The 15887-nt window shown below is 66.3% G+C and carries 15 protein-coding genes; 6 read left to right on the top strand and 9 right to left on the bottom strand.

All coding sequences use genetic code 11. The features are described 5' to 3' along the window. Nucleotides 1–52: 52 nt before the first annotated feature. The 4 genes from Hhyl6_RS01005 to asnB (Hhyl6_RS00990) all read right to left on the bottom strand — a co-directional run bounded on the left by Hhyl6_RS01005 (nucleotide 53) and on the right by asnB (Hhyl6_RS00990) (nucleotide 6303). Complete coding sequence (locus tag Hhyl6_RS01005) at nucleotides 53–1495, bottom strand: oligosaccharide flippase family protein (RefSeq protein WP_483737356.1); 1443 nt, start codon at nucleotides 1493–1495, stop codon at nucleotides 53–55. Nucleotides 1496–1562: 67 nt separating this feature from the next. Further along, a complete protein-coding gene (asnB, locus tag Hhyl6_RS01000; RefSeq protein ID WP_483737355.1) occupies nucleotides 1563–3395 on the bottom strand; it encodes an asparagine synthase (glutamine-hydrolyzing) in 1833 nt (610 codons plus the stop codon). Then, nucleotides 3395–4474, bottom strand: a complete 1080-nt coding sequence (locus Hhyl6_RS00995) for a glycosyltransferase family 4 protein (RefSeq protein ID WP_483737354.1) — start codon at nucleotides 4472–4474, stop codon at nucleotides 3395–3397. The genes asnB (Hhyl6_RS01000) and Hhyl6_RS00995 overlap by 1 nt, the downstream gene beginning before the upstream one ends. Continuing rightward, complete coding sequence (gene asnB, locus Hhyl6_RS00990; protein WP_483737353.1) at nucleotides 4471–6303, bottom strand: asparagine synthase (glutamine-hydrolyzing); 1833 nt, start codon at nucleotides 6301–6303, stop codon at nucleotides 4471–4473. The genes Hhyl6_RS00995 and asnB (Hhyl6_RS00990) overlap by 4 nt, the downstream gene beginning before the upstream one ends. Before the next feature lie 134 nt (nucleotides 6304–6437). Here asnB (Hhyl6_RS00990) and Hhyl6_RS00985 point away from each other — a divergent pair, with 134 nt between their 5' ends. Continuing rightward, the gene (locus Hhyl6_RS00985) at nucleotides 6438–7319 is read left to right on the top strand and encodes an alkaline phosphatase family protein (protein WP_483737352.1); all 882 of its coding nucleotides are present in this window, start codon (nucleotides 6438–6440) and stop codon (nucleotides 7317–7319) included. Here the strand turns inward: Hhyl6_RS00985 and Hhyl6_RS00980 are convergent. After that, nucleotides 7316–8155, bottom strand: coding sequence for a TrmB family transcriptional regulator (locus Hhyl6_RS00980; RefSeq protein ID WP_483737351.1), 840 nt, complete (start codon nucleotides 8153–8155; stop codon nucleotides 7316–7318). The genes Hhyl6_RS00985 and Hhyl6_RS00980 overlap by 4 nt on opposite strands. 332 nt (nucleotides 8156–8487) lie before the next feature. Here Hhyl6_RS00980 and Hhyl6_RS00975 point away from each other — a divergent pair, with 332 nt between their 5' ends. Together Hhyl6_RS00975 and Hhyl6_RS00970 are read left to right on the top strand one after the other, a co-directional pair. After that, nucleotides 8488–9645 (top strand): glutathione-independent formaldehyde dehydrogenase, encoded by a 1158-nt coding sequence (locus Hhyl6_RS00975; protein WP_483737350.1) that lies wholly within the window; start codon nucleotides 8488–8490, stop codon nucleotides 9643–9645. 63 nt (nucleotides 9646–9708) lie between these two features. Beyond that, complete coding sequence (locus tag Hhyl6_RS00970) at nucleotides 9709–9867, top strand: hypothetical protein (RefSeq protein WP_483737349.1); 159 nt, start codon at nucleotides 9709–9711, stop codon at nucleotides 9865–9867. Here Hhyl6_RS00970 and Hhyl6_RS00965 read toward each other — a convergent pair whose 3' ends face one another. Next, the gene (locus tag Hhyl6_RS00965; protein ID WP_483737348.1) at nucleotides 9868–11019 is read right to left on the bottom strand and encodes a CobW family GTP-binding protein; all 1152 of its coding nucleotides are present in this window, start codon (nucleotides 11017–11019) and stop codon (nucleotides 9868–9870) included. 101 nt (nucleotides 11020–11120) lie between these two features. On the opposite strand from Hhyl6_RS00965, the gene aglJ reads away from it, so the two are divergent. Continuing rightward, nucleotides 11121–12152 carry an S-layer glycoprotein N-glycosyltransferase AglJ gene (aglJ, locus tag Hhyl6_RS00960; RefSeq protein ID WP_483737347.1) on the top strand — a complete coding sequence of 344 codons (1032 nt, stop codon included), beginning with the start codon at nucleotides 11121–11123 and terminating at the stop codon, nucleotides 12150–12152. Here the strand turns inward: aglJ and Hhyl6_RS00955 are convergent. Continuing rightward, nucleotides 12149–12475 (bottom strand): hypothetical protein, encoded by a 327-nt coding sequence (locus Hhyl6_RS00955; RefSeq protein ID WP_483737346.1) that lies wholly within the window; start codon nucleotides 12473–12475, stop codon nucleotides 12149–12151. The genes aglJ and Hhyl6_RS00955 overlap by 4 nt on opposite strands. 49 nt (nucleotides 12476–12524) lie before the next feature. Then, nucleotides 12525–12875 (bottom strand): winged helix-turn-helix transcriptional regulator, encoded by a 351-nt coding sequence (locus tag Hhyl6_RS00950; protein WP_483737345.1) that lies wholly within the window; start codon nucleotides 12873–12875, stop codon nucleotides 12525–12527. A 136-nt stretch (nucleotides 12876–13011) separates the two neighbouring features. Between Hhyl6_RS00950 and Hhyl6_RS00945 the strand changes: the two genes are divergently transcribed. Both Hhyl6_RS00945 and Hhyl6_RS00940 read left to right on the top strand, forming a co-directional pair. Then, nucleotides 13012–13431 carry a DoxX family membrane protein gene (locus Hhyl6_RS00945; protein ID WP_483737344.1) on the top strand — a complete coding sequence of 140 codons (420 nt, stop codon included), beginning with the start codon at nucleotides 13012–13014 and terminating at the stop codon, nucleotides 13429–13431. A gap of 93 nt (nucleotides 13432–13524) precedes the next feature. After that, nucleotides 13525–15177 (top strand): rhomboid family intramembrane serine protease, encoded by a 1653-nt coding sequence (locus Hhyl6_RS00940; RefSeq protein WP_483737343.1) that lies wholly within the window; start codon nucleotides 13525–13527, stop codon nucleotides 15175–15177. A gap of 16 nt (nucleotides 15178–15193) precedes the next feature. Here Hhyl6_RS00940 and Hhyl6_RS00935 read toward each other — a convergent pair whose 3' ends face one another. Continuing rightward, nucleotides 15194–15817, bottom strand: a complete 624-nt coding sequence (locus Hhyl6_RS00935) for an METTL5 family protein (protein ID WP_483737342.1) — start codon at nucleotides 15815–15817, stop codon at nucleotides 15194–15196. Between the last annotated feature and the right edge of the window lie 70 nt (nucleotides 15818–15887).

Raw genomic sequence — 15887 nt, 5'->3', positions numbered from 1 at the left:
GCCCGGTCCGGCACAGGCCGGGTTAAGGGTGCTGGTCCCGACTCAACGCCGCTCAGGCCGCCGTCGCGCGCAACGAGCGAACCTTCTTCCGGACCCGGCCGGAGACGAGGAGGAGGACGACGCCGTACGTCATCGTGCCGATGCCGACGAGCATGAGCGTCCCGGACCGACGGAACGGGACCACGGGTCGGGCGAGCAACACGACGCCGCTCATAGCGGCGGCGGCCACGCCCTCTAGCGCGATTTCCCTGAGCGGGAGCGTCGGACGGCCGATTGTCTGTGCGAGCGTTCGATAGCCCAGCACCGCCCGGAGCCCCGAGGCGGTGGCCGTGGCCGCCGCGGCCCCGAGCCAGCCGAACTGCCAGACCAACAGGAGGTTCAAGACCATGTTGGCGACGATGAACACGACGTTCACTCGATAGGCCGCGCGCGGTTCGTCGACGGCGTTGATGACGTTGAGGAACTGCGAGGCGTAGACGTCCGCCGCGTACGCGAGGACGAGGACGATGAGTATCGGTTGCCCCTGTCCGAACGAGGGGCGATAGAACTGGAGGACTCGCTCGCCGATGACCAGTGCGCCGGCGAGGCCCGGGATAACGAACACGCCACTGAACATCAGCCCCTCTTCGAGGATGTGACGGATGTAGTCGTAGTCGCCCTGCTCCGAGAGGTCGCTCACCTCCGGAAACAGCGTCCGCCGGATGGAGAGACTCACCATACCGAGCAGGGAAGCGATGCCCCACGCGGCCTCGTAGATGCCGATGAGACCCGCGCCGACGAAGAAGGAGAGGACGATGGTGTCCATCCAGCCGTAGACGTGGGTCTGGAGCGAACTCATCCACGCGTACCGGGCGTAACTGACGAGTTCGCGGACCTCCTCCCACCCCGGTACGTCGGGTCGAACCCGGCTGGAGAGTAGGCCCACGACGGCCGCGACGGTCAGCGCCGCGGCGTGGCTCGCGACCAGCGCCGAGACGCCGAAGCTCAGCGCGACGAGGGCGACCTGCGCCGTCGAACGAGTGACGCGCTCGAATGCCTGCAGCCACCCGGTCCACGCGACCCGCTTCTGTCCTTCGAGGCCGGCCGCGACGGTCGTGTAGGCGGCCGTGCTGGCGACGAGGGCGGCCACTTCGAGGTTATACCGGACGAGTATCTGCAGGAACGTCTGTGAGGGGGACGAATCGACGGCGGTAACGACCTCTCCAGCGAGTAACACCACACCGGCGATGAGCGCACCGAGCGCCGCGTTGAGGACCACGCCGGCGCCGAAGTACGACCCGGCGTCGCGTCCCTCGCTGATTCGCTTCCGCACAGCCGTCCCGACGGCCGCCATCGGAATCGCCAGCCAGAAGAAGCCGAGACCGACGATGACGGCGTACTGACCAAGCACCTCCTCGCCCAGTAGGTAGGAGATGACCCACGTCACCGCGAATCCGGCCCCGGAGACGACGACCTGTGACCCGAAGTGTAGCAGCGTCGTCTTACCGAGTCGCATCCCTACGAGTCACTTCCCATATCTGGACTGCCGGGCGTCGCCACATGAAGCTTTTCAGCTATCGTCGTCACGTGCCGGCGACGAACTCGTCGTGCCACGCGACGTAGGTGAGCACTTTCCAGAGCGTCATCCCGTGGTCCGCGTTCCCCCGCTTGTGCGCCCGCCGGAGGGCGAAGACGGCCTCTGGGTCGAGGTAGGGGGTCGCGCCGACGTACTCCTCCGTGAGCCACCCGGCGATGGCGTCGTGGTCCCGTCGGAACCACTCGCTGACGGGGACGTTGAACCCGTGCTTGTCCCGGTCGAGGATGCGACGGGGGACCACGTCGTCGACGGCGTCGGTGAGCGCGCGCTTGTAGCCCGCGAGTTTGTACTCGCTCGGGACGTTGTAGGCGTACTCGACGAGTTCGTGGTCGAGAAACGGGACCCGCGCCTCCAGCGACGCGGCCATGCTCGCCCGGTCGACCTTGTACAGCAGGTCGTCCGGCAACCAGTAGCTGATGTCGTAGGCGGTCAGGCGCTGGAGCGTGTCGTCGTTCGCCCGCCGGGTCGCCGTCTCGACTTTCTCGGTCAGGCCGCTCGATTGCGGGTCGTGGCCTGTTTCGAGGTAGGTCTCCGGACGCTCGTCGTCGTATCGACGGGCGGATTCGAGGATGGCTCGCCGGTCGCTCTCCAGACTCGCGGCGTAGCGGACCGGGCGGCGGAGCGGTCCCGCGTACTCGCTCACGGCGTCCGCGGCGTCGAACGCGACGCCGGGGAGATGCCGGGCGTACCGGCGGTGTTTGGGCAGGAGGCGATGGCGGTGGTACCCGGCGAACAGTTCGTCGGCCCCCTCCCCGGTGAGAACGCACTTCACCTCGTCGGCCGCGTACTCGGAGACGAGCATCGTGGGGAGGGCCGCGGCGTCGGCCAGCGGTTCCCCGTAGTGGGCCACGAGGTCAGAGAACACGTCCATGTCGTCCACGTCGACGGTCAGTTCGTGGTGGTCGGTCCCGAAGTGGTCCGCGACGAAGCGGGCTTCCTCGCTCTCGTCGGCCGCGGCCTGCTGGAACCCCACGGAGAACGTCCGTAAATCGCCCTCGTAGTGCTCGCTCGCGAGGCCGACGATGGCCGAAGAGTCGAGACCGCCGGAGAGGAACGCCCCGACGGGCACGTCCGCCATCAGGCGGCGCTCGACAGATTGTTCGAGGAGGTCACGCACTCTCCCGGCGATGGCGTCCCGCGACCCCGTTACTGGCGACGGCGACAGTTCCCAGTACCGTCGGCGCTCGACGCCGTCGTTGGTGACGAGCAACGAGGTGCCGGGTTCGACTTTCTCGACGGCGGAGAGCAACGTCTCGGACCCCGGCGTGTACCGGACCGAGAAGAAATTGTGGACGGCCCGCGGGTCCACGTCCCGGCTGACGCCCGCCCGGAGCAACTGCCGGAGTTCGCTGGCGAAGGCGAGGCCGCCGTCGACGGTGGCGACGTACAGCGGTTTGATACCCACGCGGTCGCGTGCGAGGAACACTGACTCGTCGCCCTCGTCGTAGACGGCGAACGCGAACATCCCGTTGAGGCGCTCCGGGAGTCGCTGGCCCCACTCCTCCCACCCGTGGACCAGCACCTCGGTGTCGCTGTCGGTGGAGAAGGTGTGGCCCGCCGACTCCAGTTCCGCCCGGAGTGAGTCGCGGTTGTATATCTCGCCGTTGAAGACGACGGCGACGGTGTCGTCCTCGTTGTAAATCGGCTGACTCCCCCCGGCGAGGTCTACGATGGAGAGGCGACGCATCCCCAGCATGACGCTGGCGCTCTCGTCGACGTGGCGTCCGCCTTCGTCCGGGCCGCGGTGGCGGATGCACGCCAGCATCTCGTCCAGTCTCTCCTCGTCCACCCAGCCGTGAACGCCGGCGATGCCACACATCAGCGGGTACCTCCTGCGGCGCCAACGTCGCCGTACACCGACTCCAGCGAGTCGACGATGGCGTCCCAGCTGTGGTGTTCCTCCACGTACGCACGGGCGCTCTCCCCCAGTCGCTCGTGGGTCTCGTCTTCGGTGAACAGCGTCTCGATGCGGTCCCGGAGCGTCTCGGGGTCCTCCATCGGGACGACGTAGCCCGTCTCCCCGTCGGTGACGAGGTCCTGAAGCCCACCGGAGTCGGTGACGACCGGCGGAAGACCGACGGCCATCGCCTCCAGAACGGTGTTCGGTAGGCCCTCGCCCTCGCGAGAAGGCTGGACGAACACGCGGCCGTCTTCGAGGTACCCGACGACCTCATCGGGGTCGACGAGGCCCACGAACTCCGCGTCGACGCCGAGTTGGTCGGCCAGTGCCTCGAGCGAGTCGCGCTCCGGTCCATCGCCGACGACGGTCAGCGAGTACTCGGTCCCCGCGAGGGCCTCCAGCAACACGTCCAGTCCCTTCCAGCGCTCGAGGCGGGCGACGAAGACCACGTCGTCGCCGTCGGCCCGCACGGACGGCAGTTCCACGCCGTTTCCGAGGACTCGAACGTCGGTCGGGTCGAACTCTGATTCGACGTCCGCGGCGATGTCAGTGCCTTGCACGAGCACGGTCGTATCGCGGAGGACGGCGTCGATACTCCACCGTTTGCCGGGCGTGTCCTTCATAAAGTAGTAGTCGCCGCCGCGAATCCACGCGAAGTAGGGGAGGTCCCGCAGTCGGGAGACCAGATAGCCCACGAACCCGTTGGGATACACCATCATGCACTGTAACACGTCGTACCGCTTCGCGTCGCGCAACAGCAACACCGTCGCGGTGAGGACGAACGTGAGGGTGCTGACGAACGGAGAGAACCGGACGTTCGGAACTCGGACCACGTCGTAGTTGTGGTCGTCTTCCGGCGTCTCGTCGCCGTACGACTTCGTGTAGACGGTCACGTCGTGGCCCCGAGATTGGAGGGCGTCCGCCATCCGCATCGTCTGTGTCTCGGTGCCGCCGACGACGTTCGGTGGGAACTCCTTGACGAGTAGTGCGACGTTCATCGGTCGATAAAGGTCTCGTACCACTGCTCGAGCAGGACGAGGTCCCAGACGTGGTACCCAAGGTCGGCCTCGCCGCTCGTGTGTCTGTCCAACTTCGCCGTCAGTCCCCGGTGGTCGAAGGGGTCACGCGCCCCCAGCGCCTCGAACTTCTCGCGCGCGAACTCGCGCAAGTCCCCGCGGAACCACGCGTTGACGGGCACCGCGAAGCCCTGCTTCGAACGGCCTTGCACAGCCTCGGGGATGTAGTCCTCGAAGGCTCGCTTGAGGAGCCACTTCTTCTCGCCGCGACGCCACTTGTACTTCGCCGGAACTCGCGCCGCGAACTCGACGAGTTCGTGGTCCAGAAACGGCGAGCGGAGTTCCAGGGAGTGAGCCATGCTCGCCCGGTCCGCCTTCACCAACAGGTCGTCGGGGAGGTACGTCTGTACGTCTGTCTGGAGGATACGGTCCAGATGTGTCGGCCCGTCGGCGTTCTCGTATGCTCGACGGAGCGACGCCAGTTCGTCCGCCGGTTCGGGACCGGTCCACACCTCCGCGGCCTCCTCGCCTTGCATGTGACAGACGTACGGGGCGTACCGTTCGACGGGGTCGCCGTCCGCGTTGTCCAGCAAGCCGATAGCTCGGTCGGCGCCCTCGTGGGGTACCGCGTCGAGCACGGTCCGTCCGGCCTCCCGGACCGCCTCGGGGATGGCCCCAGCACGCTGTGTCAACCAGTCGTAGGTGTATCGGTCGTAGCCGGCGAAGTTCTCGTCGCCCGCGTCCCCGGTGACGGCCACGGTGATGTCGTCGCTCGCCACCTGCGAGACGTAGTACGTCGGAACCGCAGAGGGGTCGCCGAACGGCATCTCGTAGTGACGGACCAGTTCCGGTAACACCTCCATCGCGTCTGGCGTGACGGTGTACTCCGTGTGGTCGGTGTCGTACTCCTCGGCCACCGCGCGGGCGTAGTCGAGTTCGTCGTACTCGCCGAAGCCGATAGAGTACGTCTCGATGTCCGTCTCCGCGACCTCGTCCATCAGGCCGGTGACGATTGTCGAGTCGACGCCCCCCGAGAGAAAGACACCGAGCGGTACGTCGCTTCGCATCCGCAGACGGGTCGCCTCTTTCAGTTTCTTCCGGAGCTTGTCGGCCAGTTCGCCCGGTCCGGCACCGAACTGGTCGCGATACGACAGCGACCAGTAGGCGTCGGTCCGCATCCCGTTCGCGTCGAAGACGGCGTACTGACCCGGTTCGAGTTGTCGAATCTCGTCGAATCCCGTCGCCGGGCTTGGAACGTACTGGTAGGTGAGGTACGAGCGGATGGCCGGGAGGTCCGGCCGGCACGGCACGTCGTCGTCGGCCAGCAGCGCCGAGATTGTCGAGGAGAACGTCAGACCGGCGTCGCTCTCGTGGTAGAACAGCGGCTTCTGTCCGAGACGGTCACGAGCGAGGACGAGACGCTCTACCCGTTCGTCCCAGATGGCGACGGCGAACATCCCGCGGAGCATCGAGAGGCAGTCGAGTCCGTACTCCTCGTAGAGGTGGAGGAGGACTTCCGTGTCGGTCTCGGACTGGAACTGGTAGTCTCCGACCCGGTCGCGGAGTTCGCGGTAGTTGTAAATCTCGCCGTTGAACACGACGTGGACGGTCCCGTCCGCGTTCGCCATCGGTTGGGTCCCGGCCGGTGAGAGGTCCAGGATCGAGAGTCGCCGGTGAGCCAACATCGCCGGCCCGTTGGCGTACACGCCGTCGGCGTCCGGGCCGCGATGGACCATCCGGTCGGCCATCTCGTCGCCGAGGCCCTGGGCCGGCCGGTCGCCGAACGCGACTTTCCCGCCGATTCCACACATTGAGTGTCCCTTCCCCACCGCGACAATAAAGCGTTGGCTTCCGCGCCAATATCGGGGGCCGCACCGGTCACGCCGTCGGCCCTGCCGGGGTTCGACGGACTTAACACCGCCTACCGAGGACCAACTGACGTCGAATGTACGGCCTCGAAGAACTCCGTGAGGCGCTCTCGAACCCGCATCTGGCACTGCGGGAACTGAACCGGGCCTACCACCGACGGCTCTACACGAGGCCGTACAACACCGACGGTATCGACGTCTTCGAGGCGGACTGGGACAACCTCGTCATCCTCGACGCCTGTCGCGCCGACGTCTTCCGTGAAGAGACGGCGTTCGAGGGTGTCGACACGCGCACCTCACGCGGCGGGGCGACACCCGAGTTCGTGCGGGGAAACTTCACCGGTAAGCAGCACCACGACGTGGTGTACGCCACTGCCAACACGTGGTACTTCGAACTCGAAGACGAGATCGATGCAGAGGTCCACGCGGCCCTCTACGCCCCCGACCGGGACCCGGAGGTACTGACCGAAAAAGTACTGGAGGCCGCCGAAGAGTACCCGAACAAGCGACTCGTGGCTCACTACATCCCGCCGCACCATCCGTTCAAAGGCCCGACGGCCGACGAGCACTTCCCGTCCTACGAGGACCAGTCCGACGCGCTGTTCGAGCGCATACAGCGCGGCGAACTCGACATCGACGACGACACTCTACGGCGGGCCTACGTGGAAAATCTGGAGTGGGTCCTCCCGGAGGTCCACCGACTACTCGACGAACTCGGCGGGAAGACGGTTGTCACGGCCGACCACGGCGAACTGCTCGGTGACCGCACTGCGCCCGTCCCGGTGAAAGACTACGGCCATCACGTCGGCCTGTACGTCGACCAACTGGTCGAAGTTCCGTGGTACGAGTCGACGACCGGCAACCGTCGTCGTATCGTCGCCGAAGAACCAGACACAGACGTGACCGGCGTAGAGAAGGCGTCGGTCGAACAGCGGCTAGAGGAACTGGGATACCGTTAAGGCTCGGCCACGCTCTCGTACTCCCACACCAAGTCGAAGTACCGCTTCATCCCCGCGACGAACGACCCGTTCTCGGTGAGCGCGGCCTGACGCATGTGGTTCGGCACATCCGGTTCCTCCACGAGCAATATCGCCTCCCCGCCCTCGTAGTCCATGCTCGGGTCCACCAACGTCCCGCGCCACGGCAGTTTCGCCGTGCTGAAGCGAACGTCCACTTCGGGGAACTCCTCGGTCAGTCGCTCCACCACCGCTTCTTGCACGGCGGCCTTCTCCGGAGGTAGCTTCTCCGGGTCGAGAAAGAGGACGGCGACGTCGACGCCTCGGTCGACGGCGTCTGCCAGCGCGCGGTCCACGCTGTCGAGGTAGGCGAAACTGTTGGTGATGACTCGGAGCGTCTCCTCGGCGTCGTCGTAGAGGCGGCGCGTCTCCCGTTCGCTCGGCGCGCCCACGTCGACGACGTGGAACAGTTCGGCGGTCGGCGAGATGTCCTCGCTCGCCCGCTCGTAGCGCGGCCGGTACTCGGCGAGGAAGGCGTCACGGTGGGCCTCGACGTCGCTGGCGAACCCCTCGAAGTCCTGCCGGCGGTTCTCGACGGCGCGGTCCAGAATCTCCTCCGGCGACTTCGGCTGGTACTCCTTCGGCCGGCCGGGAATCACCTTGATGAACCCGCGGTCGGCGAGGGCGTCGAGGACGCCGTAGATGCGGGCTTTCGGGATACCGGTGGCCTCCGCGAGGTTCGGCGCGGTGGTCCGGCCGAGCGACAGCAACTCCTCGAGGGCCGTCGTCTCGTACTCCGTCAGCCCAACGCTGTCGAACACGTCGGACGCGTCGGTCATACCCATTCGTTCGCCCCGTGGACCGTAAAACGCGCGGGAGCGTTCGCCGGAAAGTATTTACGCAGCGTCTCATATAGTTACTCGCATCGTGAGTAACCAAGAACGCGGCCGACGAGAGCCCGCAACCGACCATCTGGACGACGTCGAAGACGGATGCGGGTGTGTGGAAGTGTGGGAACACGTCAGCGAACAGCGCGAGGAGTAAACGAGGGGCCAGAATATCGGCGGTAGAGGTGCTCTCGGCGGATGTGTTCTGATGTACTACACACATAATGATTATCTATAAGCGATAGCCACGCCAGCGTTCTGTCGGAGCTGTCATCTCAATGTCCATGCAAGCTGTCGTGTACAAGGGGCCACACGACGTCGCGGTCGAGGAGGTAGACGAACCGGAGATAGAACACCCGAACGACGTACTCATCGACATCACGACGACCTGTATCTGCGGGTCCGATCTCCACATGTACGAGGGGCGGACGGCCGCCGAACCGGGCATCGTGTTCGGTCACGAGAACATGGGTATCGTGACCGAAGTGGGCGACGCCGTCACTGGTCTGGAGGTCGGCGACCGAGTCGTGGCACCGTTCAACGTCGCCTGCGGGTTCTGTGAGAACTGCGAGAACGGCTATACCGGCTTCTGTACCAACGTCAACCCCGGGTTCGCCGGCGGTGCCTACGGCTACGTCGCCATGGGGCCGTACAAGGGGGGACAGGCGGAGAAACTCCGCATCCCCTACGCGGATTTCAACGCGCTGAAACTCCCGGAGGGCGACGAACACGAGGACGCGTTTTCCCTGCTCGCGGACATCTTCCCGACAGGGTGGCACGGCACGGAACTCGCCAACCTCGAACCCGGCGACTCCGTCGCCATCTACGGCGCCGGTCCCGTCGGCCTGATGGCCGCGTACAGCGCGAAAATCAAGGGGGCGGCGGAGATTTACTCCGTCGACCGCGTCCCGAGTCGCCTCGAACTCGCCGAGCAACACTGCGACGCGACGGCCATCAACTTTGAGGAGGGCGACCCCGTCGAGCAGATTATGGACGAACACGGCGGCGAGGTCGACAAGGGCGTCGACGCCGTCGGCTATCAGGCCATCGACCCCGACAAGGAGGCCGACGACGCCTACGACCCGGCCCGCGAGAACCCGGCCGTCGTCATCAACAACCTCATCCGGACGGTGAAGCCGACCGGCGAACTCGGCATCCCCGGCCTGTACGTCCCCGAGGACCCCGGCGCGCCGGACGACATGGCTGCCCAGGGCCGACTGGGTATCGACTTCGGCCTCCTCTTCGAGAAGGGCCAGAAACTGGGCACGGGCCAGTGTAACGTGAAGTCCTACAACCGCGAACTCCGTGACCTCATCATCGAGGGGCGGGCCGACCCGAGTTGGGTCGTCTCCCACCGCGTCGGCCTCGAAGAGGCCCCCGAGATGTACGAGAAGTTCGACGACCGCGAGGAGGGCGTCACGAAGGTCCTGCTGGAGCCCTGACCGGCCACCGCGTTCGTTTTTTCGACCGGTACGGCTATGCCCGAGAGTGCGCTACGGTGACACATGTGTCAGTACTGTAGCTATCGGTACCACGACGAGTGGGCGCAGTTACTGGAGTACGACGAGACGTACCAGAACGCCGTCAGCGGGGAGTCTCAGTCCACGTACGGCTTCCACGAAGAGTGGGACGACCTGAAAGACGAAGTCGGGTACGGCGCGTAGTCAGGCCTCGCGCGGGAACGGGTCCGACTCGAACCCCTCACGGCGTTCCTCCGCAGTCGCCAGACAGGCGTCTAGTCGGTCCGTCAGTTCGCCTTCGTCCATGTCGCGTCCGATGAACACCAACCGGGTCGCAGGGTCGTCCTCACCCCACTCCCCGATTGGCCCCGCCTGTACGGCAGGGCCGGCCTGACTGACCCCGAGCACGCTGTCCGGGCGACTGGCGACCCATGCGAACCCCTTCGCCCGGACGACGCTCCCGTCCCACTCGTTCAGGAACGCGTCGAAGCGCCCGGGGTGGAACGGTCGCTCACGCCGATAGACGAACGACTCGACGCCGTGGGCCTCGGCCGCCGACTGCTCGCCGTGGCCGTGGGTGTGGTCCGTCTCCTCACCGTGGCCGCCCTCGTCGTGACCCGCTGCCTCGGCCTCCGAACCCGCGAGCGCCCGTTTCCACCCTTGCTGGCGCTTCGTCTCCTCGAAGTCGAACGCACCCGTCCCGAGGACGGCGTCCGGGTCGACGTCGCTGTACGTCGTCCGGTGAATCGTCGCCCGGGGCTGAAGTTCCCGAATCGCCGCCTCGACGTCGTCGAGGGCGTCGTCGGGCACCATGTCGCACTTGTTCAACAGCAGGACGTCACAGAACTCTATCTGGTCGACGAGGACTTCGGTCAGCGGCCGCTCGGGGTCCGGTGCGGCGTCCGGGAGGGCTTCCTCGGGGTCGAACGCCTTCCAGAACCCGTACGCGTCGACGACCGAGACGGTGGTGTCCAGTCGGAACCGCTCGGGGAGGCTCCCCGACTCCGTCCCGACGGTGAGCGTCCGCGCTATCGGGAGCGGTTCGCTGATGCCCGACGCCTCCACGACGAGATAGTCGAACGACCGCGACTCGGCCAGCCGCGTCACCTCGGTCACGAGGTCGTCCTGCAACCGACAGCAGATGCACCCGTTCGAGAGGTCGACGATGCCCTCCTCGTCGCCGTCCGCCAGCAGTTCCGCGTCGACGTTCACCTCGCCCATGTCGTTGACCACGACGGCGATGCGTCGCCCGCCGGGGTCGTCCAGCAGCCGGTTGACGAGCGTCGTCTTTCCGGCACCAAGCGGACCGCTGACGACGGTTATGGGTATCGTCTCACCGTCAGTGACAGAGCTCATGATTGTTGATGACACGGCCCGTCCGGTTATCAATCCCCGGCCGTCGCGTTCGGCGCTCGCGGACCCGCATTTATTTGGGTCAGCGTGGTAGAGTTCGGATAATGGCCGACCGCGACGACGTCTGTGTGTTGCTCCCCGCCTACGACGAGGCAGAGACTATCGAGAGCGTCGTCAGGGGGTTCCGCGACAACGGGTTCGAGAACGTGTTGGTGATAGACGGTGGCTCGACCGACGGGACCCAAGACATCGCCGCTGACGCGGGCGCTCGCGTCGTCGAACAGCGTGGCAGTGGCAAGGGGCAGGCGGTCAGAGAGGCCGTCGAGCGCCACGTGAACGCCGAGTTCGTGCTGATGGCCGACGCCGACGAGACGTACCGCCCCGACGAGGCCGACCGGATGCTCGAACCGCTGTTCGACGGACGGGCCGAACACGTCATCGGCAACCGCTTCGCCGACATGCGCCCCGGCGCGATGACCCGCCTCAACCAGGTGGGGAACAAGATAATCAACTGGGCCTTCTCCGTCATCCACGGCCACTACCTCACCGACATCCTCTCCGGGTACCGGGCGTTCACGCGGGAGTCGTTCCAGCGACTCTCGCTCTCCTCGGAGGGGTTCGGCATCGAGACGGAGATGGCCGTCGAGTGCGTCAAACACGGGGTCCGGACCGAGGTGGTCCCCATCACCTACGAGCCACGGCCCGACGAGTCGGAGACGAACCTCCGACCGTTCCGCGACGGCGGGACCATCATCGTCACGCTGTACCGGATGGCCAAGACCAACAACCCGCTCTTTTACTTCGGGAGCGTCGGGTTCGGCTCTATCGGTCTCGGCGTCGCACTCGGGGCGTTCGTCGTCTACGACTGGGTGGTCAACAGCATCTCTCACGAGGTCATCGCGATGGTCGGCGGCGTCGCCATCATACTGGGCATCCAGTTGCTCATGTTCGGCGTCCTCTCGGACATGATCGTGACCGTCAACCGGGAACAGACGAGACGGCTGGAAGACATCGCTCACAGAATCGGTGCCCAGAACTCACGGCGACAGTCCCTCGAAGGAGACGGCGACGCCGGCAGTGCGACCGACGAGGGAGAGGTAGAGACGGCCGTCTCGGCGCGCGACCGGCAGCGTTAGAACGGGACCAGCGAACGCAGTTGCGAGAGCAGACTGGCACCGGTGGCCTCGCGTTTGCGCTCGAACACCGGGTGGAGAGCGTTGAGGAGTTCCTGCTCGTTCTCGAACCGTTGAGCCGTCGCCTCCTCCAGCGCCTCGTCGACGGTCACGCTGTGACCCGCGGCGTCGTAGGGTACCTCGACGTGACCCGCACGCTCACGGACCGTCCGGGCGTCGGCGGGGTACTGGATGTTTATCTCAGTCAGCCGCGCGTCGAGGGCCGCGATGCCGAACTCGATGACGTCCGGTTCGTCGCTGTCGTCCGCTGGTGGCCGTACTCCCATTGGTTGGTGTCACGGCCTAGGGGGTGGAAAATCCTGCGTTCTCGTCGGCTCAGTTATTGCAGGACGCGAGCCACTCGTCGGCCCACGCCTCTATCTCGTCGAAGACGGGGCAGAGCGATTCGCCCTTGTCGGTGAGTCGGTAGAACGTCGCTACGGGGGCGTCCTCCTCGAGTCGACGTTCCACGAAGTCCATCTCCTGTAAGTCGTCGAGGACGCGCGAGAGCGTTCGCGAACTCGCGTCGGTGGCGCGCTTGAGTTCGTTGAACCGTCGCTCGCCGTTCTGGAGTTCGTGCAGGACGACGAGTCGCCACTTCGACCCTATCTGTTCGAGCGACTCGACGATTGCGCAGGGCCCCTCTGCCTCGTCCTCGGCTTGCTCTGAGAACACTTCGGATGACATCTGTGTTACCTGGTACCCCCTATGTCCGGGAAGCGATATATAGGTTCGCATCCGAACCAAGTAACGTAATGAAACTACAACTCGCTGTGCGCACCGACCGCTCGATTCCCGCCGTCCTCGCAACGGTGGTCGCCTGATGGCGTTCGAGACTGCCGGCGCGGCCGAACTGTTCCTCCTCGCCCGCGTCCTCTTCGGCGGCGTCCTCGCGTTCACCGGCCTCAACCACTTCGCGAACGCCGACCAGATGATTCCCTACGCCGAGATGAAGGGGCTGCCAGCCCCGACCGCGTCGGTGTACTTCAGCGGCGGCCTCCTCGTTCTCAGCGGACTCCTCGTCGTCGTGGGGGCCTACCCCGTCGTCGCGGCGGGCGCACTCGCCACGTTCCTGCTGGGGTCCGCCGTCACGATGCACGACTTCTGGGCCGTCCCCGAGGACCAGCAACAGGACGAGATGACGCAGTTCCTGAAGAACGTCGCACTGGCGGGCGGCGCGTTCGCACTGCTGACGCTCTCGGGCACCGCGTGGCCCTACAGCGTCGGCGTCGTCCTCGTCTGAATCCGCGCGCCGACGGCTGACGGCCGTCTGTGACGCAGGACCCGCCAGCATCGGCGCCAGTCATAAGCCGCCACCGTCCAGAGGTAGGGGTGAATGATGCAGTCGTCGTTGCCGAGTGCGCTGGGTGCGGTGCCGGTCCGGTCGCTCGCCGTCGTTCTCGTAGTCGTGGCGGTGCTCGTCGGCGTACGTCGCCTCGCCGGCGACCGACTCGCCACCCCCCTCCGCCGCCGCCTCCTGTTGGGCGTGCCGTGGGGAACGCTGCTGACGATGGCGGGCGTCCTCGCAATCTACCTGTTCGTCCAGGGCACGTGGTGGCACTCGCGCCCCCTCGTGACGCCGTTCCGGACGTGGTCGTACTTCTACCCGCTCGGGATGCTGACGGGGCCGTTCACACACGGCGGCGACGCCCACGTGACCGGCAACCTCGTCGGGACGCTGGCGTACGGCACCGTCGTCGAGTACGTGTGGGGGCACTACCCCCGACGCCGCGGCACGCAGACGTTCTCGTCGCTCTCGTCGAACCCGTTCGCCCGCGTCCTCGCCGTCCCGGCGACGATGGCCGCCGTCGGCGTGTTTACGGGCGTGTTCGCCGTCGGTCCGGTCGTCGGGTTCTCGGGCGTCGTCTTCGCCCTCGCGGGATTCGCACTGGTCACTCGGCCGTACCTCTTCCTCGGGGCCTTCCTCGGAAGCCGCATTCTCGACCAAGTGTACACCGCGATACTGTATCCGCAACCGACCGTCGGCGGAACCACGCGGTTCGTCACGCCGTGGTGGGCCAACATCGCCATTCAGGGACACGCAATCGGGCTACTGGCTGGCGTCGTCCTCGCGGCGGGCCTCCTGTGGGCGCGCACGGAACGGCCCCGGACGACGCGGGTGTTCTTCGCAACGTTGGTCTTCGCCGTCTCGAACGGCCTGTGGGCCGTCTACCTCCCGGTCAGCGGCGGTCGGTTCACGCTGTTCCGGTGGCTCGGTACCGGACTGGTGTTCGTCCTCGCGCTCCTCGTCGCGGCCGCGACGGTGCAGTTGGACCGCCGCCTCCTCCCGCGCTTCGAGCGAGACTGGCATTCCGTCGCCGGTCTGGTCCTCCTCGTCTCGTTCGGCGCGCTCTGTCTGGCCTCCGTGCCGGCGAACACCGCCACGATTGGCCCGTCCGACGTCCCCGCCGACGGCGTCGAGGTCAGGGACTACGTCGTCACCTACGACGAGAACGTCCGGAACGAGTACATCGCGGGCATCTCGCTCCCGCTCGGCTTCGGCGAGGACCGGACGAACGTCACCGAGAGCGGCGTCATCGTCGCCAGCGACCGCCGGGAGATATGGATAGTGCAGGTCCAGAAGGGCCAACTGGCGCTGAACCAGCGCGCCCCGGTCGTCGTCGGCGGACCCGGGTGGCGCGAACGGATTATCGCCAACCGAAGCGGGTGGCTGGTCCTCGGCAACGACACCGTCTACCGGGTCCAACTCCGCCGCGCGGGGGGCGAGCGACGCACGGCCTACACTTCCCCGCCCTCGACGGCGGACGCGACCATCGCGGGACGCAACGTCACCCTCAGGCCGGTGGAACAGGGCTTTCTGGTCGGGGTGCGCCGCGGCAATCAGACTATCGACGTCGACCGGATACCGCCGAACATGACCACCCGGACCATCGGGGGCCTCACCTTCGAACGCAACCGAACGCGTCTCTACGCGGGCGTCAATGGGACGCAGGTGAAAGTCGCGGAGAAGCGGCAATCGCCCAACTGAGACTCACGGGTCGCGTTCAGTCCCACTCGATTCGGTACACTTCGGAGGAGATGGTCCGCGTGTCCTCGTCGTGAAAGTCGAACTGTCTCGGGAGGTCGAACTCCGCCTCGAAGGCGTGTGTCACCTCGCCGCCGTTGTCGGCGGCGAAGGACTCGACGAACTCCTGGCTCCCCGCGTTGTGCACCGAGTACGAGACGGCGGCAACCTCGGCGGCCGTCGCGAGGAAGTCCCGGTCGGCGTGCTCGTTCCCCGACTGAGCGCCGAACGGCGGGTTCATCAGGACGGTGGTGTCCTCGGGCGGGCAGAGCGGTGCCTGCGTCGCGTCCGCACGCACCCACGAGACTGAGGTGGTGGAGCCGACTTTGCGTTCGTTCTCCCGTGCCGTCGTGAGGGGCGCGGGGTCGATGTCGAGACCAACCACGGTGTCCGGTCCCCGGAGCGCCGCGCCCAGTGCGAGCATCCCGGTCCCACAGCCGAGGTCGACGACGGTCCGGTCCTGTATGTCGCCTTGCAGGTCGGCCGTGTGCACGAGGTGGGCCGCCAAGTCCGGCGGCGTCCGGTACTGTTCGAGGCTGACTCGTGGGTTGTCGAACCCCGCGACGACACCGAGTTGCTGGGCGAGCGCGCTCTTTGTCGGCATCAGCGGCAATACGCCAGAATCATGCAAAAAGGTTTGCAAATGTCTGGTGGTAATTCAGGGCGGAGTGCGG

The organism is Haloarcula sp. H-hyl6 (genome assembly GCF_056934455.1).
This window is presented reverse-complemented; position numbering and strand designations above follow the sequence as displayed.